This window comes from Roseibium sp. Sym1 (genome assembly GCF_027359675.1).
Classification (GTDB): domain Bacteria; phylum Pseudomonadota; class Alphaproteobacteria; order Rhizobiales; family Stappiaceae; genus Roseibium.
Map to the genome: position 1 here is coordinate 1,866,427 of NZ_CP114786.1, position 22,757 is coordinate 1,889,183.

Sequence of the window (22,757 nt, forward strand, 5' to 3'; positions counted from 1 at the left end):
TCGGGACGAGCCCGAACGCGCGCGGTGATTGCCGTTCTCGATCAGACACTACGGGCGCCTGTCGCGCGGGGGATGGTCCCCTGCCTCCAACGACAGGAGCCGGAACAATGACCCTTCAAGACGCCACCGCCTTCGCTTCCAGCCTCGCCGCCACACTGATGGTTTCCATCGTCGTTTTCCGGGCTGGCGACGGATCCTTCGGTGCTGTAACCGCCGACGAAATCGACGGCGACGAGGTGGCTGTGATGTTTGAGATCGATCCTTTCTCGTGAGGCGATCGCCTCACGGTCGGCCGAGGTCGTTGAGCCCCGGTTCCCGAAATCACTTGCCGCATTTGACCGTGGCGGGCTCAAGGGCGCTCGAGGAGCCAAGCTCGCTTCCTGCTTCCCACCGACCTTTGACCTTCTTCCAGCTTGATCGCGCCCGCCTTCCTGCGTGGCGCGATTTCTTTTGCCCTGAGAGGGAGAGGGCTGCCGGGACGTGGTGAGCCCGGGCGGTCGAGAGAGCGCTGGCCGGGCTTTCCCGTTGCTGCTCTCGAGGATCTCCTCTCATGAACATGACCGCACCCGTGACCGCCCCGGCCACGCCGATCGCTCCTGCGCCCGCCATCCTGGCCGTCGCCCATGATCTTCTTGAGCATCTTGAACAAGGCCGGCGCGTGGACGCTGCCATGTTGCGCGCCGCAATGGAAATTGCGTTCGGCGCGTCTGATACATCCGGCGCCTGGAACTGGAAGGACGCCTATGACGCTTGCGAGGTGGCAACAGTTCTGTTCCTGCGCAAATACGGCAAGGCGGTTTTCCGTAAAGCCGCCATTCCAGCTGCACGGCTTTCCGTGCTGGAGAAGATCGTGGCGCTGCTACCAACGCAGACGCGCCGGTCCGAAGAGAGCCAGACGCTCCAGCAGTTCAGCACGCCTGTTCCCCTTGGCCTTGCCGCGCTGACGGCGGCTCATGTTGCCGAAAACGATCGTGTGCTGGAACCCTCGGCCGGTACCGGCCTGATGGCGGTTCTGGCCGAGATCGCCCGTGGATCGCTGATCCTAAACGAGCTTGCGGAAACTCGCGCCGACCTGCTCGCTTCTCTCTTTCCGGCAAAAGACGTTACCCGGTTCGACGCCGCGCAGATCGACGATCACCTCGATCCGGGGCTGGTGCCTTCCGTCGTCATCATGAACCCGCCCTTCACGGCGCTCGCGAATGTTTCTGGGCGCATTGCCGATGCCGGTTTCCGGCACATCGCCTCGGCGCTGAACCGCCTCGCCCCGGGCGGGCGGCTGGTGACGATCACCGGGGCAAATGTCGGTCCGGAACTACCGGGCTGGCGCGAAGCCTTTGTCCGCCTGCAGGAGCGCGGCACCGTCGTGTTCTCCGCAGCGATCACCGGATCGGCTTACGCGAAACACGGAACGACCTTCCCGACGCGGCTCACCGTGATCGACAAGGTACCCGCAGTGGAACCGACCCTGTTCCCGTCCTCGCCTGGTATGGCACCGGACGTCGCCACGCTTCTCGGTTGGATCGAAAACGCGGTTCCACCTCGGCTGCCGGTTTCGCTTCCCGAGGGTCCGCGATCACCGGTCCCCTCTGCTGGCCGAGCGGCGCGAGGCGGTCCGGCGTGCCCGGCAAAATCTCGTCCGGCCAGGCCCGCCGTTGCCGATCCCGAGGCCGTTGAGCTATCCTACGAAACCGTCGATTGGACACCGCCTGAGGGCGCCGGGTTTACCGACGCAATCTATGAGGCTTACGGATTGCAGTCGATCCGTATTCCCGGATGTCAGGATCATCCCACAAAACTGGTGCAGTCGGCGGCGATGGCGTCGGTCGCCCCGCCCAAGCCAGGCTACCGACCGTTTCTGCCGGCGAACGTCGTCACCGAGGGAGTGCTGTCGGACGCGCAGCTCGAGACGGTGATCTACGCGGGCGAGGCTCATTCTGGTCATCTTGCCGGCAGTTGGACAGTCGACGAGACCTTCGATCTCGTCCAGGCAGCGCCCGAAGGGGTTGCCGGCGCTTTCCGCTTCCGCCGGGGCTTCATGCTCGGCGACGGCACCGGTGCGGGCAAGGGCCGCCAGTCGGCCGCGATCATCCTTGAAAATTGGCTGCGCGGCCGCCGCAAAGCGGTCTGGATCTCCAAATCCGGCAAGCTGATCGAGGACGCGCAGCGCGACTGGTCTGCCCTCGGTATGGAGCGGCTGCTGGTCACGCCTCTGTCGCGCTTTCCTCAAGGCAAGCCGATCACGCTCATCGAAGGCATCCTTTTTACCACCTACGCCACGCTGCGCTCCGACGACCGTGGCGACAAGGTTTCCAGGGTGAAGCAGATCGTCGAATGGTTGAAGTCCGGTCCCGGCGCCGAGGCCGAGAAGGATTTCAATGGAGTGATCATTTTCGACGAAAGCCATGCCATGCAGAACGCCGGTGGCGGCAAGGGCGAGCGCGGGGATGTTGCGCCGTCGCAGCAGGGTCGCGCGGGACTGCGCCTTCAGCACGCGCTGCCCGATGCCCGCGTCGTCTATGTCTCGGCGACCGGTGCCACCAGTGTGCACAATCTTGCCTATGCGCAGCGGCTCGGTCTCTGGGGAAGCGACGATTTTCCGTTTGTGACAAGGGCCGAGTTTGTCGAGGCGATCGAGGAGGGCGGCGTCGCGGCGATGGAGGTGCTGGCCCGCGACCTCAGGTCACTCGGGCTCTACACCGCCCGTTCGCTCTCCTATGACGGCGTCGAATACGAACTTGTCGAACATCAGCTGACGGCCGAGCAGCGCCGCATCTACGACGCGTATGCCGGGGCCTTCACTGTCATTCACAACCATCTCGACGCGGCGATGGAGGCTGCAAACATCACCGGAAGTGAGGGTACGCTCAACCGGCAGGCCAAATCCGCTGCGCGATCCGCTTTCGAGAGCGCCAAGCAACGCTTCTTCGGTCATCTGCTGACATCGATGAAGACACCGACGCTGATCCGGTCGATCGAGCGCGATCTGGAGGCGGGGCATGCTGCTGTCATTCAGATCGTCTCGACGGGCGAGGCGCTGATGGAGCGCCGGCTCGCCGAGATCCCCACAGAGGAGTGGAATGACGTCCGGGTGGACATCACCCCACGCGAATATGTTCTCGACTATCTCGCCCATTCCTTCCCGGTGCAGCTCTATGAGCCCTTCACCGACAGCGAGGGCAATCTTTCCTCGCGCCCGGTAACCCGGGACGGTCAACCGGTGGAATGCCGCGAGGCGGTCGCCCGGCGGGACGAGTTGATCGAGCGGCTCGCTGCGCTGCCGCCGGTTCCCGGTGCGCTCGATCAGATCGTCCAACGCTTCGGCACAGACACGGTTGCCGAGGTGACGGGCCGTTCGCGGCGCATCGTGAGAAAGGGTGATCGTCTCTCTGTCGAGAGCCGCGCGGCCTCTGCCAATCTCTCCGAGACGTCCGCCTTCATGGATGACCTCAAACGCATCCTCATCTTCTCCGATGCCGGCGGCACCGGGCGCAGCTATCATGCGGATCTCTCGGCAAAGAACCAACGCTTGCGGGTCCACTACCTGCTCGAGCCCGGCTGGAAGGCGGATGCCGCGATCCAGGGCCTCGGGCGGACGAATCGCACCAATCAGGCGCAGCCGCCGCTCTTCCGGCCCATCTCCACGGATGTGAAGGCGGAAAAGCGGTTCCTGTCGACCATCGCCCGCCGCCTCGACACGCTCGGCGCTATCACTCGCGGCCAGCGCCAGACCGGCGGGCAGGGGCTCTTTCGCCCCGAGGACAATCTGGAAAGTTTTTATGCCCGCGATGCGCTGCGCCAGCTCTATCTTATGATCGTGCGCGGCAAGGTCGAGGGCTGCCCGCTCGAACGGTTCGAGACCGCCACCGGCCTGAAGCTGACAGATGCGAACGGCATCAGGGACGATCTGCCGCCGATTACCACCTTCCTCAACCGGCTTCTGGCGCTGACGATCGAGCTTCAAGCCATCCTCTTTGCCGCCTTCGAGCGACTGCTGGACGCCAGGATCGAGGGGGCGATCGCCAGCGGCACTTATGATCTCGGGTTGGAGACACTGACGGCCGAGAGCTTTGTGGTCACCGATCGCCGGACGATCCACACCCATCCGGCGACCGGTGCGGGGACCCGGCTGCTCACCATCTCCGAGAAGCGTCGCAACAGGCCCATGCCGCTTGAGGATGCAATTGCCCGTGCTGAAACGGAGCCCGGTGCCAGGCTGCTGGTCAACGGCAAGTCGGGGCGGGCGGCCGTTCAGGTGCAGGCGCCGTCGATGATGATCGACGATGGCGAGATTGAGCGCCGTGTCCGGCTGATCCGGCCGATGGAGCACAGCCACCTCTCGCTCAAGGTGCTGGCCGACAGCCATTGGCAAGTGGCGGATCGAGATGCGTTCGCTTCGGCCTGGGACCACGAACGGTCCGAGATTCCGGAATTCACCGAGAGCACGTTGCAAATGGTCTGCGGTCTGCTCCTGCCGGTCTGGAAGCGTCTGCCGAACGAGTCAACACGGGTCTATCGGCTGCAGACCGACGAGGGTGAGCGCATCATCGGCCGCCGCGTCTCGCCCGCCTGGGCGGCCAATGCAACCGCGACGGGATCGGTGACGCTGTCTCCCGATGAAGCCTATGCTGCACTGATCGATGGCCAGACGATCCTGGATCTGGCCGAAGGTCTGCTGCTCCGGCGGGGCCGCGTCATGGGGGCAAACCGGATCGAGCTCACCGGGTTCTCGGAAGGTATGCGCGATCGGCTCAAGGCCTTCGGGCTCTTTTCGGAGATCATCTCCTGGAAGCTGCGCTTCTTCGTGCCCGCCGATGAACGTGGGGCGGAGGTGCTCGGCAGAGTGATGGAAGCCTGGCCGATCGAGCGCGTCCTGGACCGTGGGGCGGCCTGATGTCCCGTGTTGAGGCTTCCGATCTGGCGGTGCGTCTTGCGAGAGCGGCCGAAGCGGTGTGCCGCCACTACCTGCCAGCCGGCCAAAAATCCGGCCGCTACTGGCTGGTGGGGGATGTACACGGTTCGCCGGGCCGGTCGATGTTTGTCCGGCTCAAGGGACCGGATCGTGGCAAGGGCGCTACTGGAAAATGGACAGATGCCGCGACGGGCGAACATGGCGATCTGCTCGATGTCATCCGCGAAAGCTGTGGGTTCTCCGACTTTCGCGATGTCGCCGAGGAAGCGCGGCGGTTTCTGAGCCTGCCTCGTCCTGAGCCCGAGAAACGGTCCAGACAACTGTCGTCGGTTCCATCCGGTTCTGCCGCGGCCGCAAGGCGGCTCTTTGCCATGTCGCAGCCGATCGCCGGAACACTCGTGGAAACGTATCTCCGTAATCGCGGCATTACGGCTTTGCACGCAACCGCAAGCCTGCGCTTCCATCCAACATGCTACTACCGGCTGGAAGGCGGCGGCTCGACCAGACAGCTTCCGGCGATGGTTGCCACCGTCACCGATCTCGGCGGGCGTCAGACCGGCGCGCATCGCACCTGGCTCGCGGCGGACGGCTCTTGCAAGGCGGACATCGAGACACCGAGGCGGGCGATGGGAGACTTGCTCGGTCACGGGGTGCGGTTTGGAGTGGCGCAAGATGTTCTCGCCGCCGGCGAGGGGATCGAGACTGTGCTGTCGGCTCGCTCCGCCGGTGTCGAACTGCCGGTGCTGGCGGCGCTCTCGGCGGCCCATCTCGCCGCCATCCTGTTCCCCAAGAGTCTCCGGCGGCTCTATGTCCTGCGTGACCGCGATCCGGCAGGTGAGGGCGCGCGGAAGGTTCTTTTGGCCAGAGCCGCCGAGGCCGGGATCGAGGCACTGGCGCTGACGCCGCGGCTAGGCGACTTCAATGACGATTTGAGGCGCGACGGCATTGACACCCTCCGGGAACGGTTGCGGCTTCAGCTCCATCCCGAGGACGTGGCACGCTTTCTGGCGGCGTGAGGGAGCGGCAGATGAGGACTGTGGCACACCGGTTGCCGTCCTCCTGTCATATCCGGTCCTCCCGGTCTTCCTCGTCGGACACGTCGCCGCCCACGGCCTTCTTGAGAGGGCAGGCGGCCCACAAACGGGACGGCCGGGCAATGGCCACGCCCGGCTATTTTCCGCCGCGCCTCCAGGGAGGCGCTTTGCATCGCGAGGCAAAATAGCCGGACTTGGCCATCGGGACCCTCGCTTCTCTCGGGCTGCCCGGCCGTCCCGTCCGTGGGCTGGTCGCTGCCACGAAGGCCGCGATGGGCGCGGCTCACCCGACGAGGAACCCCGAAATGACCTTTTCAAACGATACGGCAGCCAATGAGCCGGTCCACAGCTCCTCTCAGACCGGTCACGCCCTCACCGAACTCCAGCTTTACGGCTGGCGTCCGTTCGAAGACGAACCCGATCCGAGGCCGCTTCCTGAGGACAGTATGGTCTCCAGCGCGGTCACCGACATCTTCGACGCCCTGATCGCGACACTCGGCGATACACGTCTTGAACCCGAACTCGACGAATTGCTCTGGGGCACGGTCAATCTCTTCCACCGCGCCACGACGCGCACCGAACGGGCACTCGATGACAACGAGCAGGCGCAGCGCCGGCTGCAGCGGGAACAGGACGGCTCGGAGGTGAAGTCCGTCGAGCTGGAGCGCCTGACGGCCGAGGGGCAGAGCCTGATCGAGCGCAGGAACGCGTTGGAGCTCTTCCGGGACCTCGCCGTCGAAGGCTTCGAGCGCCATCAGGGCAAGCCCTGGCAGCCCCGCAATGGTTCGCGTGTCAGTCATCGCAACCTCACCTCGGCGATGATCGACAGCCGGGATTTCCTGGCCGCGAAACGCCGGGCCGAAGCCGAGATGCTCCTGCCGCAGGGGCCGAAGGTCGCCATCACCGGCGGTGTTGACTTCAACGACCACCGCCTGATCTGGGCAAGGCTCGATCAGGTCCACGCCAAGCACCCTGACATGGTGCTGCTGCATGGCGGATCGCCGAAAGGCGCTGAGCTCATTGCCTCCTGTTGGGCGGACCATCGCAAGGTGCCGCAGGTGGCCTTCCGCCCCGACTGGGCCAAACATGCTAAGGCAGCACCCTTCAAGCGCAACGACGCAATGCTGGACGCGCTTCCGATCGGAGTCCTGGTCTTCCCCGGCACGGGCATCCAGGAAAACCTCGCCGACAAGGCCCGCAAGCTCGGTATCCCGGTCCTGAAATACGAGGGTGGCGCGTAAGCGCCTCCTTTTCTTGCATGACAGACTTGACCCAGGAAGTCGTCTCGGGGTCAAATATCCAGACTTGCAGAACCGGCGAAGCTATATAGTCGCAGGCGGAGCGTATCCATCGGCAGCCTGTCGTGATCCCTTAATAATCACCGACGCCGGAGGCTGTCATGACGCTCATTCTGCTCGCCATCTCCCTTTCCGTTACGCTCTGCGTGCTCGCCTTCAACTTTGCGATCTATGCGCTGCCGGTCATGGCCGGGATCTCGGCGTTCCAATTTGTCCACGCCGCTGGCGCTGGTTTCGGCCCGTCGGCGCTCGCGGCGCTTGGTGGCGCGGCATTCTCTGTCGGTCTGGTGATCGCGATCCTGGGGTTTGCGAGGAACCCGTTTCTGCGTCTCGTGGCGCTGGGGGTGTTCGCGGCACCGGCGGCGGTTGCCGGTTATGCGCTTGCTCATGGGCTCGCGAAAAACGCTCTCGAGTCCGAGATTGCGCTCAACCTTCTCTGCGGCACTTGCGGGTTGATCGTGGCGGTCGCTGCAATGACCAATCTCAGCGCGCTCGGCGAGGATGTGTTGTCACGGTGAACGGGCACAGGGAGAGGCCTGGTCAGGCATCTGCTGCTTCGCACGGCAGAGACGTCGGACACCTAGCCGGAACCTTTGGACCTGCCGTTCCAATACGGCTTCAACCGGTCTGTGTCCCACCACCTTGTTCTGGCGGGTCCTGGTCGACTGTGGAATTCGATGAGGCGATAGTCGCTGCGGCGACCCGCGGGTGTCGCGCACAGGAACGGGTTGGTGGGTACTGCCTCAGCGCCGGACCGAACCTTCACGCATACCCCCGACCCGTTTTCCGACCGTTTCCGCAACATGAGCAGAGCCTGGTACCCAAGTCCGAAACCGTCCTCGCCATAGCTCCTGACCGCGGATGTCATGGCGCGGGTGGCAGATAATGAAGTCGTCCGTCAGTGCAATTGGCACTGGGGTGGCCGAGGCTGCCGATGATTTTCTGCCCGCCAGAATGATGTTTCCGCACCGCGTCTCCGAAGACGCTTTCCCGAAAAACCTGTCCCTCCTCTTCTGTGATCCCCTAAGCCCGTTCGGTCTCGGCCGGCAACCCCCGCGGCCGGACCCGTGTTGGCGCCTGCCGCGCCTGCCCGCACCACGTCCCGCCTTGGGGGTCGGGCGGATGCCGAAGCATCCGTGCAGGCCGCTCCCGACGGTCTTGGCCGGGCATCATCGGAGGGACGGTCCCTCCGGTTGAAGCAACGGAGACTAAACATGCAGAACATCGTCATCCTCGCCGGCAACATCGGTCAGGCCCCGGAAACCCGCACCACCCAGAGCGGCACCTCCATCACCCATTTCACCCTTGCCACCTCGCGCCCGCGCTACTCCGAAGGCAAGGTGATCCGCGACGCAGAAGGGCATCGCGTCCAGGACACCGAATGGCACCGCATCACCTGCTTCAACGGCCTCGGCAAGACGGTTCAGGAGTATTGCGAGAAGGGCATGAAGGTCCTGGTTCGGGGCCGCATCCACTACACCAAGTGGACCGATCAGGCGGGTGTCGACCGCTACGGCTGCGAGATCATCGCCGAGACGGTCGATTTCCTGAGCCGCGCCAAGCAGACCGAGACCGAGGACGGCACACCTGATGACCAGGACGAGATCCCGTTTTGAGGCGGGTATCTTCGGCCCGGCGGAGCAATCCGCCGGGCATCTCTTGAACTCCGGAGTTCAGTCAGAAAACGACCGCTAATTCCCTCTTCTTTGTGCATCCACAGTGGCGCGTCGTCGTCCAACTCAATGTGCAAATAAGTGAAAGAGTCACCTTTCGCAGTTCCCACAAAGAACGACAAGAAAGGGGCCGACTGTTGATTGGCGCCTTCTGACATTCGGAATAGCAATAGCGGTCATGATGAAAGACTTGCTGAGCGACGCTTGGGCGCTCGACGAGAGAGCGTATTTATGAATATACCAGCTCTTCATCAGAGCTTAGAACAAACGATGTCTGCAGCTGCCTTCAGGTCGTTAATTATCTGAGTCCCAGATATGCGTAGAGAAGTTATGTCGAGAGCTGCAAGCTGCTCGTCGATTTTCTTATCTTTCTCGCGTTGCCTTCTTCGAGAATGATGCGTCCCGTCACAAAATACAGCGAGACGCTGATCGGGAAAAAAGATATCTATTTCGGTAACCAACTGAAGATCATGTCGAAGCTCGATATCCGCATACGCGTCGTAGAGAGACGGGTATGTTCGCCCATCAGGAAATACAAGCCGCTGCAATTCTGGTCGAAGCCCGCGGTAGAGGAGTTCCTGATACAGGAATAGTTCAATTGGAGTTTGAGCGCCCCAAATTCTTCGCGTTTCAACCTTTTTGAATGGTTGATAAATTGTCTTTAATCTATTTCGAAGAAACCGAATCCGCGAGCGCTCATCAGGCAGAAATCCGTCGAACTCAGATACTTCACTTCGATCAAAGTCTGTATGGAGGTAGTACATTCCGACTACCAGTCCAAGTTCGTCAACGTATCCCTTGCCGCCTTTCAGACCGAGGATGGTGGAAATCTCTGAAAAGGCTTCCCATTGTCCAACGAACGGATCAAAACCTGCATAGGCCCAATCTGTCTCTTGAAAAGCAGCCCCACCCCGATGCGCTTTGATCGAATGAATGTTGACAGTGGTGACTGTTCCACGCTTTGACATCGGAAGATTTGAGATCGCGTAAGGCACCCCGGTTGAAGTGCCATCATCATCCGAGAACAGCGCTAAACTCAGTACGAGTAGAATTGGCTGAAATGTAGCATTGAGAGTAGAGAAATATTCGACCTCAGCGTCCGACGGCTCATCATGCAATATGCCATTAGTTAAATCAGCCATTTTACCTGTGATTGGCTGAATACCCCCAAGTGGCATTAGCGATACATTTATCGGTTCTGGTACCCATTCCCAAGAGACAGCGAAAGGAGATTTTGGGAGCAAAAAGTATTCAGGACGATCTTGCAATGCCTTAGGTCTATCATTTATCATCGGATTTTACCTTCTAATTCCCAATACTTTTGCTTCATTAATTTTCCGCGAGCTAAATATGATGGTGTGACAAGGCGATTATTAAAAAAAATACTCAAAAGGTGAACCAATGGGCGATGGATATAACTTTGCACAATTGAAAAAAGCGATCTTAGCTATGAGCCGTGCGACCGATTGGGAAGTCGCCAAAAAAGAATGGAAGTTGGTAGGCATTTCGGAGGCAAGTGAACCCGAAACATGTCTATGCGGCCATTTTCCTATCGTTGAGCTTTGCACAATTTCAAATAACACCACTGAAAGAACTGTGGATGTTGGAAACGTTTGTGTGAAAAGGTTCCTCGGTTTTCGTTCTGATCTTATCTTTGCTTCTTTGAAGCGCATACGAAAAGATATTACAAAGAGCGTTGGAAGTGATGCGACGGCATTCTTTTATCAAAGCGGTATTATTAATGATTGGGAATATGGCTTTCAGCAAAATACGATGCGGAAACGAAACCTAAGCCCTGCGCAGTTAGCCACTAGACGGAAAATCAACGAGAAGATTATCGCATCGATTGGTCGACGTGGTATTAGCTGACATGCTCCCAGTAAAACCTCCGATTTGATACAAACTTGTTCTGGTAATGTCTGGTCCTAAGAAGCGCGTCCGACGACGCGACCGACTGAAATGGGGACGCTTTGCTGCCCTGTCTGAGGTTGGTTGGTCCCCGTCAACTGCCCGCATCAATTCCAGGTGGCATACGCCCATCGCCAGAGCTAGTTCGTAAATCGTAATGGCCGTCGGATTAGGTTTTCCGCGTTCGATGCCGCTTAAAAATTGCTGAAAAAGTCCCGAACGCGCTTCAAGCCGCTCCTATGTCCGGCTTTATTTCCAACGCAGGCAGGCAAGGTTCCGGCCGACGAGCTGGTGCATACCAATGCGCCGATCAATCACAGTTTGCGTACTTCTCTAGATATCAAAGTCGGGTTTCGATTCTTCCAGGTCGGCAGAGGGTCGTTTCAGCAATTGCGCGGCTTCTACACCGAGCACTTGCGCCAATCTGTCAACGACATCAATGCTGGCGTTATACACGTTGCGTTCCAAGGCGCTGATGTAGGTCCGATCAATTCCTGCTTCATGCGCAAGTTCCTCCTGTGACAGGCCTCTAGCCTGCCGCAATGCTCTCAGGTTTTGCGCGAACACCTCTCGGATTTCCATAAAATCGAGAGCAACGCCTTGAAGAGTATTTCACCACGGAGTATTCTCTACAAACGAGCTGTGCCGGGACTGATCCTCGGGTTGCACTCGTACGCCTGCGCAGAAAACTCTGTGTAATCGGTGGTTATCGCGGGCCGAATTTGTTGTTTTTCACCCGTTCCAATGCGCTGCATGCATCACGCGATGCGTTGGGCGAACCTTACAACCGATCTCAATAATTGTTAAAAAGACTTGGGCACCACTGCTTTCACGGCGGCACGAATTTAAGAGGGGACGCGCGATGACTGAGCCGGGATTTCTCGATCAGGCGCCGGACAAAAATCAACTCACCGACTACGATCGAAAGCACTTCAAGCTTTATATGCGTCTTCTGGACGCCAAGGCGGACGGCGCGGATTGGACAGAAGCCGTCCAGGTCTTGTTCGGTCTCGATCCGGATAGGGACCCCGAGCGGGCACGGCGTATGCACGACAGCCATCTGGCGCGCGCGCAATGGATGACAGAACACGGCTACCGGCTCATGCTGGCGGAAGGCGAGAGGAAATGACCGTGTTTGGCGATGCGTTCCGCGCATCATGTTCTCCCAACCCAAGGGGTTCCCATACTCACTACAACTTATGATGGTTCCGGCCTCCAATTGCATTTTTCCTGCATTTCAGGAGGTTGCCGATGGTGCCGGATGTCTCGCAGTGGCGATCAGACGCTGCGTACGATTACTTTGACGATTCGAGTGTCCCCGATCTTTGCTGGGAAGGCCTAAGACGAAGTCCCAACTATCAGCGAGAGTACGCAGACCTGAAAGCCGAAGGGAGGTCTCCTGACGAGATGGACGCATTGCTCCGCGCTCGCTGGGGGATTTCGTTTCGCAACAAGTCCGGAATTGACGGCTCTGGATGAACCCATTCACTGGGAGCCGGCTGCCGATAAGTCGAAGGTCATCCTGAGAAAAGCGGAATCCGGCTTTGGATCGGACGAACCCAGCCTTCTCACAATTCAAACCCTCCGCAGCGGGATCACCCGCCAGGGCCCTGATGGGATGCATGCCATCCTCGGAAAAGGGCTGAAATCCGTCCATCTTCTGCTTCAGGACGCTCGCTTTACCGAATATCCGCTCTGTATTATATCCCGATTGGACGATGGTGCTCGCGCCCGTCACAGGGCAATTGGGAGGTTGTTGGATTTCCTCGAAGGCAAAGAGATTGGCGCGGACAGCCGGCTCACCCCACAGAAACGCCTTCGGTTCAAATCCATGCTGCGGGCGGTCGATGGCCGCACAAACGGTGCGTCCTACAGGGAGATTGCCGAAAGTCTCTTCGGGGCCAGGCGGGTGGCGTCAGAGCCATGGAAAACCTCTCCCCTTCGCGACACGACCATAAGGCTTGTGCGGGACGGCCTCGCTATGGTTGCCGGCGGCTATCTGGACCTGCTCCGCCGCTAGAAAGCCCGAAAGTTCGAAGGGGTGCGATTTTCGTCTCCTCATCTTCGCACTCCCTCTTCGCCGCGCCACTCCGCCATCGTGACCTCCATCGGCCGCTGCTGACCAGCGGTGCTCACTACTTCCTGGAGGTTCGACCATGCCCGATCCGCTCGCCGGAATGCCGCCGCGCTATCTGCGCACCCCCGAAGCTGCCCGTTTTCTCGGCCTTTCCGGGCGCACGCTCGAAAAGCATCGCACCTATGGAACGGGACCTGCATACCGCAAGCTTGGTGGCCGCGTCGTCTATTCGCTCGAGGACCTGCAGGCCTGGGCCAACCGGGGTGCTGTTACCTCCACGTCTGATCCGAGCGGGCAGGTGCTTCCGGCAAAGCGTCATAATGCGCAGCAGGCAAGCGGTTCGGGCCGCGCTGTGCGATGAGGAGTGCTTTGGTGAACCACAAGGCGCATTCGCCTCACGATCAGCTCGACTTTTTTCGGGCACTGCCCGGAGATCTTGCTCCGCGCGACGCGCAGGATCTGATGGCCTACCCCTTCTTTTCGCTCGCCAAGTCCAGGCGCTTGAAACCGATAGATTTCAAGGCGGGGCCGATCGTCATCTGCGTCGAGGCCGTCGCCGAGCATGGCATGGCGACAATTTGGGATGCGGATATCCTGATCTGGGCCGCCTCACAGATCGTCGAGGCACGAGACGCCGGTCTTCGGACCTCACGTCTGATGTCGGCCACTCCTTACGAGATCCTGACCTTCATCGGCCGGGGTGTCAGCCGGAGGGATTACGACCGGCTCAAGTCCGCTCTCGACCGGCTGCAATCCACCACCGTTGCGACTTCCATCCGTCAGCCGACCGAACGGCGCATGCATCGATTTTCGTGGATCAACGAGTGGAAGGAGAGGGCCGACCATCGCGGGCGCCCTCTTGGCCTCGAACTGATCCTGCCAGACTGGTTCTACTCCACGGTCCTCGAAGATGCGCTCGTGCTGACCATCGACCGCGCCTATTTCAGCCTGACCGGCGGTCTTGAGCGCTGGCTTTACCGGCTCGTGCGCAAACATGGCGGCCGCCAGGAGCATGGCTGGAGTTTCTCGCTCAAGCACCTCCACGCCAAGTCAGGCAGCCTCTCGCCGCTCAAGCATTTCACCTACGACCTGCGCGACATTGTCCACCGCCAGCCCTTGCCTGGCTATCGCCTGGAACTGGACAGATCGCCCGATGCGCCACCGCGCCTGTCTTTCGCTCCGACCGGTGAGGCGTCTGTCTCCCGCGCGCCCCATCAACGCCGCGCCAACACTCGCTCTGGGGGAAAGCTGTGAATTCACTCGTGCTATCAGGGACCCGAACTATCGTGCCATCGGGGACCCGAACCTCGTGCTATCGGGGACCGAAAACGCTTAATTTCGATGCCAGGCCAACAGCTTACGCGTCCCGTAACTTTCCTAACCAGAATTCCTTCGGAATTCTTCTAACGCCTGCGCGATTTTCAAGCCCTGCGGATAAGTTCCTGTACCGCCGTGGAGTCGCGTCATGATCGTCGCGCTGCTCAACCAGAAGGGCGGTGTCGGCAAGACGACGTTGGCGCTTAATCTCGCGGGAGAATGGGCGCGGTGCGGCAAGCGTGTGACGCTCATTGACGCCGATCCGCAAGGTTCGGCTTTGGACTGGTCGGAAGCCCGCAGCCGGGAAGGCCTGCCGAGATTGTTCGGAGTGGTCGGGCTTGCCCGCGACACCCTTCACCGGGAAGCACCGGATCTCGCCAAGAACGCCGACCATATCGTCATCGACGGACCGCCCCGCGTTGCCGGGTTGATGCGCTCGGCGCTGCTGGCTGCCGATCTGGTTCTGATCCCCGTGCAGCCATCGCCGCTCGACGGTTGGGCGTCGGCGGAGATGCTTGCCCTCGTCAACGAAGCGCGCATCTACCGGCCACAGCTGATGGCGCGCTTCGTTCTCAATCGTTGCGCTGCCCGTACTCTGATCGCCCGGGATACGGCTGAAGCTCTTTCGGACAACGATCCTCCAGTTCTTTTCCAAACCGTCGGTCAGCGTGTTGCCTTTGCGAGCGCTGCGCAGTCCGGACGCCTCGTCAGCGAACTGGACAAGGAGACGCCGGGTGCCAGGGAAATCGCAGCCTTGGTCTCAGAGATTGACAGGCTCGGGATTGAAAGGTCCGGCTCATGAGCAAACAGTCCACCCGCAAAGGCTTTGCATCACGGCCAGCCGATCCGGAGCGTTGGGTAAAGGCTGCTGAACGGAAAACAGACGCCGCCGATGCGAGCGTATTTACCGCGCGCCTCACCATCGACGTGACACCCGATCAGCGCGCGCGGATCAAGATCGTGGCCTTCCAGCGCGGGGTCACAGTTGCCGACATGCTGCGCGAGTTGCTCTCGCGTGAATTTCCAATCACCGACGGAGATATGCCATGAGCGAGAAACCGCGCTGTAGTTGGATGGGCCATCCGCTCCCCGACGAGGTCACCGCGGAGATGACCTTGGTCGAACTCACCTGGAAAAAAGGCAAGATCGAGCACTGGATCCGTTTCGGCTGCCAGTCCTATGAGCACATTCTCAACGGCAGCTCCCGCATCGTCGGTTTCTCGCCCGGGTCGATATTCTGTTTTGTCCGGTGGGCGGCGAACGGCTACGGCACGGTGGTCTCCCGCATCGATATCCTGAGTGCAGTCGGACGCGGCGCCCCTTACCAGACATTGCCCTTCGTGCGCCCCGGTGGGGAATTGCTTTTGAAGATCCATGGCTGGCCGAAGGTCGAGCGGGTGCTGCAGGCGATCGATGCGATCGAGGCGCTCGCCATCGATCCCGCGGATGCCTCACCGGACTATTGGCGTCATCTTCACAACCGCCTGACCGTCGGCGAGGAAGCCCATCCCTATACGCGGCCCGAGCATCATGCCTGGCTCAAACGGCGGCGGGTACAGTGATGCGCAGACGCTGGCTCATCTTCGCGGCGACTGCCCTGTCCGCGGCACTCCCCCTGGCACCGGTGGTCTTCGATTGGCAACCACGCCTGATCTGGAATGCGTCGGCCAGTGTGCCGGTCGGGCTCTATTTTGCGCAACCCGTAGGTCAGTTGAAGGTCGGCGACCTGGTTGCCGTTACGCCGCCCACGGCACTCACCGACTTCCTCGCTGAGCGGGAATACCTTCCGCGCGGTATCCCTTTGATCAAGTACGTGCTCGTGCTGCCCGGAACCGGTGTCTGTCGCAACGGGGCGACGATCTTCGTCGGGGGCAAGCCGTATGGGCAGGCGCGGGAACGTGACCGGTTGGGCCGTTCTCTGCCGCGCTGGCAGGGCTGCCGCGGGCTGGGTGAGGGCGAAATCTTTCTCATGAACCCGGACGCGCCGGACAGTTTTGACGGCCGATATTTCGGGCCGCTTCCGGTCACCGTGATTTCCGCAAAGCTCACGCCGGTCTGGACTGAGGAGTCTGCTCGCCTCACGCAATTCCAGAACCGTCGCAGTACTTCTCGATCGAGCGGGTAGGAGTAATGCCATGCGTCACGCTGCCTTCCTTCTCCTTACCGGCCTGTTCTTCGATTGCATTTCGGCAGATGTGGTGTCGGCGGGAACCGCAACGTCCGGGCAACCGATACCAGGCGATCCATATACCGCTCACTTCGCAGAAGCTTCGCAGCGTTTTGGCGTTCCGGCGCATTGGATCCGAGCGGTCCTGGACATGGAAAGCGACGGCAATCCGAATGCCGTCTCCGCCGCCGGCGCCATGGGACTGATGCAGCTGATGCACGGAACCTGGGAGGAGATGCGCGGTCGATACGGTCTTGGCGCCGATCCGTATGAACCGCGCGACAACATCCTCGCGGGCACGGCGTATCTCCACGAGATGTTCGATAGGTACGGCGATATCACTGGCATGCTGGCTGCTTACAATGCCGGCCCAACGCGCTACGACGCCTATCTGAAAGCCTGTCGAGCGTTGCCATCCGAAACGCGGACCTATGTCGCGCTGCTCGCCCCGACACTCGGCGACCAACCCCTCCCGGACGCTGACGGAGCATCCGTGTGTTCCCAGGATTGGCGTGACGCACCGCTCTTTGCGGGTCTCAAGATCGCCAACACATCTGCAAATCGGCAGCAACTCGATGGCAGGTCCAGTGCTGCGCCGAATGCAGCTGAAACAGGCCGCAGGTACCCGCGCTCCGGGACGGCTGGAACGCTGTTTGTCTCCAGATCTTCCAGAGAGGGTCTTCGATGAGCGCAGTCGACGGAGCCCGCACTCTGGAGTGCTCCCGCGCAGGACAGAGCGGATTAGGGCCGGCGGCGTGTGACGCGGCCGGTGGATGGCGAGATAAAAGGGCGCAAGGTGCGCTTGGGCCGGTCGGTTGTTTTTGCTGGTCTTTTTGCTTCGTGGCGCAATGTGCCGTGAAAATCCGCAATGTGTGCCAACTGCTTATCTCCCTGACTTTGCTTGGATCTTTACACATTGCGGAGATGTCACATGTCCGATGAGCACGATTTCCGCATCCGGCCCGGGCGCGTCCGATCATCGCGCGCGCAGCGGGCCCGCCCGTTCATTGCCCAGGCACTGGCGGCTGCCCAGAAGGCTGGTGGACATGTGTCGCGCTCGGGCCGGATCAGCACCGGCAGGCACTCGCATTTCGGACGTGGCCGGAGGGCAAGTGTTCTGGCCAATCGCTTGCTGACCGGAAGATCCCGTGTCGTCGTCATCAAAACCCGGGTGGTTCGCCATTCGGCACGATCCGCACCGCTTGCCGCACACCTCAAATATCTCGGCCGGGAAGGGGTGACGCGGGACGGGGAAAAGGCTCGGGTGTTCGGTCCCGGCGACGATGCTGTCGATCCGAAGGAGTTTGCCGAGCGTTGCCAGGATGACCGGCATCATTTCCGTTTCATTGTCTCGCCGGAAGACGCCTCAGACCTCGCCGATCTGAAATCCTTCAGCCGGGACTTGATGCGACAGATGGAAAAGGACCTCGGCATAGACCTCGACTGGGTCGGCGTCGATCACTGGAATACGGACAATCCCCATGTCCATATCATCCTGCGCGGAAAGCTTGATGACGGCCAGGACCTGGTGATTTCCCGCGACTATATCAAGGAAGGCATGCGCGCCCGCGCCCAGGATCTGGCGACACTGGAGCTTGGACCGCGCACCGACCTCGAAATCCGAAACCATCTGCAGTGCCAGGTCGAGGCCGAGCGCTGGACCCAGCTTGACCGTCAGCTTCTTCGAGACGGCCGCAGGACCGGTATCATTGATATGGCGCCCGACCCGGACCGGGCGCCGGATGAATACCACGCCCTGAAGGGCGGACGTTTGCGCAAGCTGGAAACGCTTGGCCTGGCCGATCAGGTTGGTCCCGGTCAATGGGTGATTGGCGAGGGCGCAGAGGCGACGTTGCGTGAACTCGGCGAACGTGGAGACGTCATCAAGCGGATGCACCGGGCCCTGACTGGTCGGGGTATCGAGCGTGGATCAGCAGGCTACGTTCTCGCCGCCGAAAATCTGGACACGCCCGTCATCGGCCGCCTGGTCGAGCGCGGTCTCGACGATGAACTGAAAGGGTCCGCTTATGCCGTCGTCGACGGTGTCGACGGGCGGACCCACCACATCAGACTTCTCGACATTGACGCTGCCGGCGACAGCGCGCCGGGGTCTATCGCTGAACTCCGACAATTCACCGATGCGCGCGGGCAGCGGCGCGTTGCACTTGCGGTCCGCTCCGATCTCGACATCGAGCGGCAGGTCACCGCCTCGGGAGCCACTTGGCTCGATCGTCAGAACATTGCCCGCGAACCTGTTGCGCTCTCGGAGGGTGGTTTCGGTGCCGAGGTCAGAGACGCTCTCGAGCGCCGGGCAGAGAATCTGATCGAGGAGGGCCTTGCTGAGCGCAAGGGACAGCGTGTCACCTATGCGCAAAATCTTATCGAGACGCTACGTCGCCGCGAGCTTGATGCCCTTGGGACGAAACTCGCAAGTAATGCCGGACTGCCGATTACTCGTGTGAGCACCGGCGAGTATGTCGCCGGCACTTATCGTCAACGCTTTGACCTCGCCTCGGGACGTTTCGCAATGATCGATGACGGTCTTGGTTTCCAGCTCGTGCCGTGGACGCCTTCGCTCGAAAAACAACGCGGCCTTCATGTCTCGGGTGTTGCCCGCTCGGATGGTGGTGTGGACTGGGGCTTCGGGCGCAAGCGAGGGCTTGGGCTCTAAAAACCAATCAATCAGGACGGCCACAATGTCTGCGACAAAAATCCTCTGGGGCCAACTTTTGGCGGTCTCTCTCATTGTGGTGTTCACCACCTGGGGCGCAACGCAATACGTTGCCTGGAAACTGGGCTTTCAGGGGCAGCTCGGAACTCCCTGGTTCGAAGTGGCCGGTTGGCCAATCTACTATCCTCCGGCCTTCTTCTGGTGGTGGTACTTCTATGATGCGTATGCGCCGAACGTCTTTCTGCACGGCGCCGTCATCGCTGCTTCCGGCGGATTTCTGTCTATTGCCGTTGCCATAGGCATGTCGGTCTGGCGGGCGCGCGAAGCAAAACGCGTTGAGACCTACGGGTCTGCTCGTTGGGCCGAAAGGCAAGAGGTGCGAGCGGCAAACCTTTTCAACCCTGACGGCGTCATTCTAGGCTGCTACGAAGAGAACTATCTCCGTCATGATGGTCCGGAACATGTGCTCTGCTTCGCCCCTACCCGATCCGGCAAGGGCGTCGGACTGGTTGTGCCTTCGCTGCTGACATGGCCGGGCTCGGCCATCGTCCACGATATCAAGGGAGAAAACTGGCAGCTCACCGCCGGTTTCCGCGCGAAGCACGGTCGGGTGCTGCTGTTCGACCCCACCAACTCGAAATCGGCCGCCTACAATCCGTTGCTCGAAGTCCGCCGCGGCGAATGGGAAGTGCGGGACGTTCAGAACATCGCGGACATCCTGGTGGATCCGGAAGGGTCGCTCGAAAAGCGGAACCACTGGGAGAAGACGTCCCATGCGCTTCTCGTCGGCGCGATCCTGCATGTCCTCTATGCCGAGAAGGACAAGACACTGGCGGGTGTCGCGGCTTTCCTGTCCGACCCTAAACGTCCGATCGAGTCGACCTTGTCCGCGATGATGAAGACCGCCCATCTGGGGGAAGCCGGACCGCATCCGGTGATTGCCAGTGCGGCGCGCGAGTTGCTGAATAAATCTGAGAACGAGCGCTCCGGGGTATTGTCAACAGCCATGTCGTTCCTTGGACTTTATCGGGATCCCGTTGTGGCTGAGGTGACACGCTGTTGCGACTGGCGGATCAAGGACTTGGTGAATGGCAATCTGCCCACAACGCTCTACCTTGTGGTGCCGCCATCGGACATCAATCGCACCAAGCCGCTGATCCGTCTGATCCTCAATCAGATCGGCCGCCGTCTGACGGAAGACCTGCGGGCAAACTCCGACCGTCACCGTCTGCTTTTGATGCTCGATGAGTTTCCGGCTCTGGGCCGACTGGATTTCTTCGAGTCGGCCCTTGCCTTCATGGCCGGCTATGGCCTCAAGAGCTTCCTGATCGCGCAATCTCTGAATCAGATCGAGAAGGCTTACGGACCCAACAATTCGATCCTCGACAATTGCCACGTTCGCGTCAGCTTCGCCACGAATGACGAGCGGACGGCCAAACGCGTTTCGGATGCTTTGGGCACTGCTACAGAGATGAAGGCGATGAAGAACTATGCCGGTCACAGGCTGAGCCCCTGGCTCGGTCATCTCATGGTCTCCCGGTCCGAGACCGCACGCCAGTTGTTGACCCCAGGCGAAATCATGCAGCTTCCGCCAACTGATGAGATTGTCATGGTTGCGGGCACGCTGCCGATCCGGGCGAAAAAGGCGCGCTATTACGAAGACAAGCGGCTCATCGAACGTATCCTGCCGCCGCCTGAACCGGCTTCGCCTGTCCAACGACAGACCGATGATTGGAGCGACCTGCCGGTTTCTGCCAGCTCCGAAGCCAGCCAACAAACGTCGGAAAAGATGGGAGAGGACGAGGATCCAACCGGATCCGAACGCCGACACCAACCGGAACTTAACAGAGCTGAGGCTGTCGAACAGAAGGAGCCGGTCAAAAATGAATTCGAGGTCGATCTGACTGACGACTATGAGGATGACACCGCCCGGACCAGCCGGATGATCCGGGTCATGCAAGGTGTGGCACGGCAAGTCTCGCTTGATCCCGGCGATGGCATGGAGCTTTGACGGCAATGGCAGCTCGCAAGAAGAAGGCCCAGATTTCTGCCTATCTCGACCAGGACGTCATGAAGATGCTGTCCGATTACGCTGCGCGCCGGGACCTCTCGCAGTCATTGGTCGTCGAGGCTGCCATTGCGTCCTTTTTGTCGCCGGACGCAGATGAGCGACGCGAGGCGGCTATCACCAAACGCCTCGACCAGATCGACCGGCGGTTGACCAGGTTGGAGCGCGATCTCGGGATTTCTGTCGAGACACTCGCCATATTCGTTCGCTTCTGGCTTGCGACAACACCTGCGCTACCGAAACCGACCGCACAGGCCGCGCGCGCCAAGGCTGGAGAACGGTACGATACCTTCGTCACTGCGCTTGGGAGACGATTGGCCAAGGGGCCTAAGCTCAGGCAAGAGATTGCAGAGGATGCTCCAGGCGAGTCAGATTAGGGCTGTCCAACAAGGGTAGCCGCGCCCGGGTTTGAAAGGGTGTTGCGTTTCGATCTCGACGCGTCCTCGCAGCATGCTCTTGTACCATTTGACAACGGGGAAATATGCTTAAGATGACAGGCAGAAAAGCGTCCCCGTTTCTGTCGTTCGCCTATTCTTAGCTTAGCCCTGAAAGCAGCCGTTCGTTGCGGGGTGATCGAATGGCGGGTTCGCGAAAGAGGTCCGTCCAATCGTCGCAAAAGTATCTATTTTGCGGCGTCGCAAATATCAGGCGCGCAATCGCTACAAAACTCGGGACTTTCGCGACAGAAGATCGCCGAGAGCTACTAGAGTGTGGTTCTTGACAATCTCACGTGAATTTTGCGATAGTGATATTGCGCGCTACGTAGGGTGCACCGGCTCCGGGCCGACTGGGCAATGCCCGCCTGCGAACTTCAAAGGTAGCGCCTATGCCAAACCTCGAAAACTTTAAGAAGCAAGCCAAGCAGTATTTGCGCTGGCATCGCGAGCGATACTATCCGGTGGCGGCCCAAATCAGGGCTGCTTTGCCACGATTTCAGCACCTCAACGATACTCAGATACTTGAATCCAGCTTCAAGCTAATGGACGCGCAAGAACTTGTCGCACGTCAATTGGGATTCGAGGGATGGCAGGCGCTCAAGTCCGGAGCCCATGCCATGACCACTCAAAGCAAACAGACTGCACCTCGCCCCGTTCTGAGTTCCACCTCCGCGCAACTGTTCGTCTCCGACATCAATGCGTCGTGTGACTTTTTCGCGGACAAACTCGGCTTTGCAATCGACTTCGTTTATGGGGACCCACCGTTCTACGGACAGGTTAAACGTAACAAAGCGCAGCTCGCGCTTCGGCTGGTCTGCGAACCTGTGTTTGTTGATGATATACGAGAACGCGAACATCTGCTCTCCGCCTCAATTACGGTCGATACCGCAAGCGAGATCAAGCAACTCTTTCTGGATTTCCAAGCCTCCGGAGTGGATTTTCACCAGACGCTTAAGAAAGAACCTTGGGGTGCTCGAAATTTCATTGTTCTGGACCCAGACGGAAATCTCATACTGTTTGCTGGTCCGGCCGACTGAATATCCTCGAATCTCCGCCCACCACCCTGGATTGTCGCAGAACTCCTGGTTTTTGCAGTAGAACCGGACCGATTGAAAAGCCTTCGGTATTTTTGTCGCAAAAGTCGGGCGCAAAAGTCGATATTTTGTGCCCGACTTTTGCGACAGGTTTCTGATGCAAA

Annotated in this window: 23 protein-coding genes; 21 read left to right on the forward strand and 2 right to left on the reverse strand. The window is 60.2% G+C overall.

Features of this window, described 5'->3' with window-relative positions:
• Nucleotides 1–107: 107 nt before the first annotated feature.
• The 6 genes from O6760_RS08495 to O6760_RS08520 all read left to right on the forward strand — a co-directional run bounded on the left by O6760_RS08495 (nt 108) and on the right by O6760_RS08520 (nt 8,857).
• A complete protein-coding gene (locus O6760_RS08495) occupies nt 108–272 on the forward strand; it encodes a hypothetical protein (RefSeq protein ID WP_173013792.1) in 165 nt (54 codons plus the stop codon).
• Nucleotides 273–550: 278 nt separating this feature from the next.
• Nucleotides 551–4,891 (forward strand): strawberry notch family protein, encoded by a 4,341-nt coding sequence (locus O6760_RS08500; RefSeq protein WP_152505143.1) that lies wholly within the window; start codon nt 551–553, stop codon nt 4,889–4,891.
• Nucleotides 4,891–5,925 (forward strand): DUF7146 domain-containing protein, encoded by a 1,035-nt coding sequence (locus O6760_RS08505; RefSeq protein ID WP_152505144.1) that lies wholly within the window; start codon nt 4,891–4,893, stop codon nt 5,923–5,925. Before O6760_RS08500 ends, O6760_RS08505 begins: the two co-directional genes overlap by 1 nt.
• 323 nt (nt 5,926–6,248) lie before the next feature.
• Nucleotides 6,249–7,184 (forward strand): DUF2493 domain-containing protein, encoded by a 936-nt coding sequence (locus tag O6760_RS08510; RefSeq protein ID WP_152505145.1) that lies wholly within the window; start codon nt 6,249–6,251, stop codon nt 7,182–7,184.
• Nucleotides 7,185–7,342: 158 nt separating this feature from the next.
• Entirely contained in the window at nt 7,343–7,759 is a 417-nt protein-coding gene (locus O6760_RS08515; protein WP_152505146.1) for a hypothetical protein, read from the forward strand.
• Between the two features lie 696 nt (nt 7,760–8,455).
• Entirely contained in the window at nt 8,456–8,857 is a 402-nt protein-coding gene (locus tag O6760_RS08520; RefSeq protein WP_152505147.1) for a single-stranded DNA-binding protein, read from the forward strand.
• Nucleotides 8,858–9,165: 308 nt separating this feature from the next.
• Here the strand turns inward: O6760_RS08520 and O6760_RS08525 are convergent, their stop codons facing one another.
• The gene (locus O6760_RS08525; protein ID WP_152505148.1) at nt 9,166–10,206 is read right to left on the reverse strand and encodes a hypothetical protein; all 1,041 of its coding nucleotides are present in this window, start codon (nt 10,204–10,206) and stop codon (nt 9,166–9,168) included.
• A gap of 109 nt (nt 10,207–10,315) precedes the next feature.
• On the opposite strand from O6760_RS08525, the gene O6760_RS08530 reads away from it, so the two are divergent.
• Nucleotides 10,316–10,783 carry a hypothetical protein gene (locus O6760_RS08530; RefSeq protein WP_152505149.1) on the forward strand — a complete coding sequence of 156 codons (468 nt, stop codon included), beginning with the start codon at nt 10,316–10,318 and terminating at the stop codon, nt 10,781–10,783.
• Between the two features lie 372 nt (nt 10,784–11,155).
• Here the strand turns inward: O6760_RS08530 and O6760_RS08540 are convergent, their stop codons facing one another.
• On the reverse strand, nt 11,156–11,404 hold the full coding sequence (locus tag O6760_RS08540) for a helix-turn-helix domain-containing protein (protein ID WP_152505150.1): 249 nt from the start codon (nt 11,402–11,404) through the stop codon (nt 11,156–11,158).
• Nucleotides 11,405–11,684: 280 nt separating this feature from the next.
• Between O6760_RS08540 and O6760_RS08545 the strand changes: the two genes are divergently transcribed.
• The 14 genes from O6760_RS08545 to O6760_RS08605 all read left to right on the forward strand — a co-directional run bounded on the left by O6760_RS08545 (nt 11,685) and on the right by O6760_RS08605 (nt 22,596).
• A complete protein-coding gene (locus O6760_RS08545; RefSeq protein WP_152505151.1) occupies nt 11,685–11,951 on the forward strand; it encodes a DNA -binding domain-containing protein in 267 nt (88 codons plus the stop codon).
• Nucleotides 11,952–12,073: 122 nt separating this feature from the next.
• Nucleotides 12,074–12,301 (forward strand): transcriptional regulator domain-containing protein, encoded by a 228-nt coding sequence (locus O6760_RS33450; protein ID WP_353621135.1) that lies wholly within the window; start codon nt 12,074–12,076, stop codon nt 12,299–12,301.
• A complete protein-coding gene (locus O6760_RS08550; RefSeq protein WP_269585036.1) occupies nt 12,285–12,842 on the forward strand; it encodes a DUF2285 domain-containing protein in 558 nt (185 codons plus the stop codon). The genes O6760_RS33450 and O6760_RS08550 overlap by 17 nt, the downstream gene beginning before the upstream one ends.
• A 136-nt stretch (nt 12,843–12,978) precedes the next feature.
• Complete coding sequence (locus O6760_RS08555) at nt 12,979–13,260, forward strand: helix-turn-helix transcriptional regulator (protein ID WP_152505153.1); 282 nt, start codon at nt 12,979–12,981, stop codon at nt 13,258–13,260.
• Entirely contained in the window at nt 13,257–14,153 is an 897-nt protein-coding gene (locus tag O6760_RS08560) for a replication initiator protein A (protein ID WP_152505154.1), read from the forward strand. Before O6760_RS08555 ends, O6760_RS08560 begins: the two co-directional genes overlap by 4 nt.
• A gap of 211 nt (nt 14,154–14,364) precedes the next feature.
• On the forward strand, nt 14,365–15,018 hold the full coding sequence (parA, locus tag O6760_RS08565; RefSeq protein WP_152505155.1) for a ParA family partition ATPase: 654 nt from the start codon (nt 14,365–14,367) through the stop codon (nt 15,016–15,018).
• Nucleotides 15,015–15,266, forward strand: a complete 252-nt coding sequence (locus O6760_RS08570; RefSeq protein ID WP_152505156.1) for a ribbon-helix-helix protein — start codon at nt 15,015–15,017, stop codon at nt 15,264–15,266. Before parA ends, O6760_RS08570 begins: the two co-directional genes overlap by 4 nt.
• Nucleotides 15,263–15,778 (forward strand): DUF2840 domain-containing protein, encoded by a 516-nt coding sequence (locus tag O6760_RS08575; RefSeq protein WP_152505157.1) that lies wholly within the window; start codon nt 15,263–15,265, stop codon nt 15,776–15,778. Before O6760_RS08570 ends, O6760_RS08575 begins: the two co-directional genes overlap by 4 nt.
• On the forward strand, nt 15,778–16,341 hold the full coding sequence (locus O6760_RS08580; RefSeq protein WP_152505158.1) for a S26 family signal peptidase: 564 nt from the start codon (nt 15,778–15,780) through the stop codon (nt 16,339–16,341). Before O6760_RS08575 ends, O6760_RS08580 begins: the two co-directional genes overlap by 1 nt.
• A gap of 10 nt (nt 16,342–16,351) precedes the next feature.
• Nucleotides 16,352–17,071 carry a lytic transglycosylase domain-containing protein gene (locus O6760_RS08585; RefSeq protein ID WP_152505159.1) on the forward strand — a complete coding sequence of 240 codons (720 nt, stop codon included), beginning with the start codon at nt 16,352–16,354 and terminating at the stop codon, nt 17,069–17,071.
• Between the two features lie 243 nt (nt 17,072–17,314).
• Nucleotides 17,315–19,054, forward strand: a complete 1,740-nt coding sequence (locus O6760_RS08590) for a relaxase/mobilization nuclease domain-containing protein (protein WP_152509088.1) — start codon at nt 17,315–17,317, stop codon at nt 19,052–19,054.
• A gap of 25 nt (nt 19,055–19,079) precedes the next feature.
• Complete coding sequence (locus O6760_RS08595) at nt 19,080–21,065, forward strand: conjugal transfer protein TraG (protein ID WP_152505161.1); 1,986 nt, start codon at nt 19,080–19,082, stop codon at nt 21,063–21,065.
• Between the two features lie 5 nt (nt 21,066–21,070).
• Nucleotides 21,071–21,499: a CopG family transcriptional regulator gene (locus O6760_RS08600; RefSeq protein ID WP_152505162.1), complete on the forward strand. Its 429-nt coding sequence runs from the start codon at nt 21,071–21,073 to the stop codon at nt 21,497–21,499.
• Between the two features lie 449 nt (nt 21,500–21,948).
• The gene (locus O6760_RS08605; protein ID WP_152505163.1) at nt 21,949–22,596 is read left to right on the forward strand and encodes a VOC family protein; all 648 of its coding nucleotides are present in this window, start codon (nt 21,949–21,951) and stop codon (nt 22,594–22,596) included.
• The last annotated feature ends 161 nt before the right edge of the window (nt 22,597–22,757 follow it).

What these genes read in the sequence shown, in the direction of transcription:
- O6760_RS08495 (WP_173013792.1), top strand. Translation starts at nt 108, where the DNA reads ATGACCCTTCAAGACGCCACCGCCTTCGCTTCCAGCCTCGCCGCCACA.
- O6760_RS08500 (WP_152505143.1), top strand. Translation starts at nt 551, where the DNA reads ATGAACATGACCGCACCCGTGACCGCCCCGGCCACGCCGATCGCTCCT.
- O6760_RS08505 (WP_152505144.1), top strand. Translation starts at nt 4,891, where the DNA reads ATGTCCCGTGTTGAGGCTTCCGATCTGGCGGTGCGTCTTGCGAGAGCG.
- O6760_RS08510 (WP_152505145.1), top strand. Translation starts at nt 6,249, where the DNA reads ATGACCTTTTCAAACGATACGGCAGCCAATGAGCCGGTCCACAGCTCC.
- O6760_RS08515 (WP_152505146.1), top strand. Translation starts at nt 7,343, where the DNA reads ATGACGCTCATTCTGCTCGCCATCTCCCTTTCCGTTACGCTCTGCGTG.
- O6760_RS08520 (WP_152505147.1), top strand. Translation starts at nt 8,456, where the DNA reads ATGCAGAACATCGTCATCCTCGCCGGCAACATCGGTCAGGCCCCGGAA.
- O6760_RS08525 (WP_152505148.1), bottom strand. Translation starts at nt 10,206, where the DNA reads ATGATAAATGATAGACCTAAGGCATTGCAAGATCGTCCTGAATACTTT.
- O6760_RS08530 (WP_152505149.1), top strand. Translation starts at nt 10,316, where the DNA reads ATGGGCGATGGATATAACTTTGCACAATTGAAAAAAGCGATCTTAGCT.
- O6760_RS08540 (WP_152505150.1), bottom strand. Translation starts at nt 11,404, where the DNA reads ATGGAAATCCGAGAGGTGTTCGCGCAAAACCTGAGAGCATTGCGGCAG.
- O6760_RS08545 (WP_152505151.1), top strand. Translation starts at nt 11,685, where the DNA reads ATGACTGAGCCGGGATTTCTCGATCAGGCGCCGGACAAAAATCAACTC.
- O6760_RS33450 (WP_353621135.1), top strand. Translation starts at nt 12,074, where the DNA reads ATGGTGCCGGATGTCTCGCAGTGGCGATCAGACGCTGCGTACGATTAC.
- O6760_RS08555 (WP_152505153.1), top strand. Translation starts at nt 12,979, where the DNA reads ATGCCCGATCCGCTCGCCGGAATGCCGCCGCGCTATCTGCGCACCCCC.
- O6760_RS08560 (WP_152505154.1), top strand. Translation starts at nt 13,257, where the DNA reads ATGAGGAGTGCTTTGGTGAACCACAAGGCGCATTCGCCTCACGATCAG.
- parA (WP_152505155.1), top strand. Translation starts at nt 14,365, where the DNA reads ATGATCGTCGCGCTGCTCAACCAGAAGGGCGGTGTCGGCAAGACGACG.
- O6760_RS08570 (WP_152505156.1), top strand. Translation starts at nt 15,015, where the DNA reads ATGAGCAAACAGTCCACCCGCAAAGGCTTTGCATCACGGCCAGCCGAT.
- O6760_RS08575 (WP_152505157.1), top strand. Translation starts at nt 15,263, where the DNA reads ATGAGCGAGAAACCGCGCTGTAGTTGGATGGGCCATCCGCTCCCCGAC.
- O6760_RS08580 (WP_152505158.1), top strand. Translation starts at nt 15,778, where the DNA reads ATGCGCAGACGCTGGCTCATCTTCGCGGCGACTGCCCTGTCCGCGGCA.
- O6760_RS08585 (WP_152505159.1), top strand. Translation starts at nt 16,352, where the DNA reads ATGCGTCACGCTGCCTTCCTTCTCCTTACCGGCCTGTTCTTCGATTGC.
- O6760_RS08590 (WP_152509088.1), top strand. Translation starts at nt 17,315, where the DNA reads ATGTCCGATGAGCACGATTTCCGCATCCGGCCCGGGCGCGTCCGATCA.
- O6760_RS08595 (WP_152505161.1), top strand. Translation starts at nt 19,080, where the DNA reads ATGTCTGCGACAAAAATCCTCTGGGGCCAACTTTTGGCGGTCTCTCTC.
- O6760_RS08600 (WP_152505162.1), top strand. Translation starts at nt 21,071, where the DNA reads ATGGCAGCTCGCAAGAAGAAGGCCCAGATTTCTGCCTATCTCGACCAG.
- O6760_RS08605 (WP_152505163.1), top strand. Translation starts at nt 21,949, where the DNA reads ATGCCAAACCTCGAAAACTTTAAGAAGCAAGCCAAGCAGTATTTGCGC.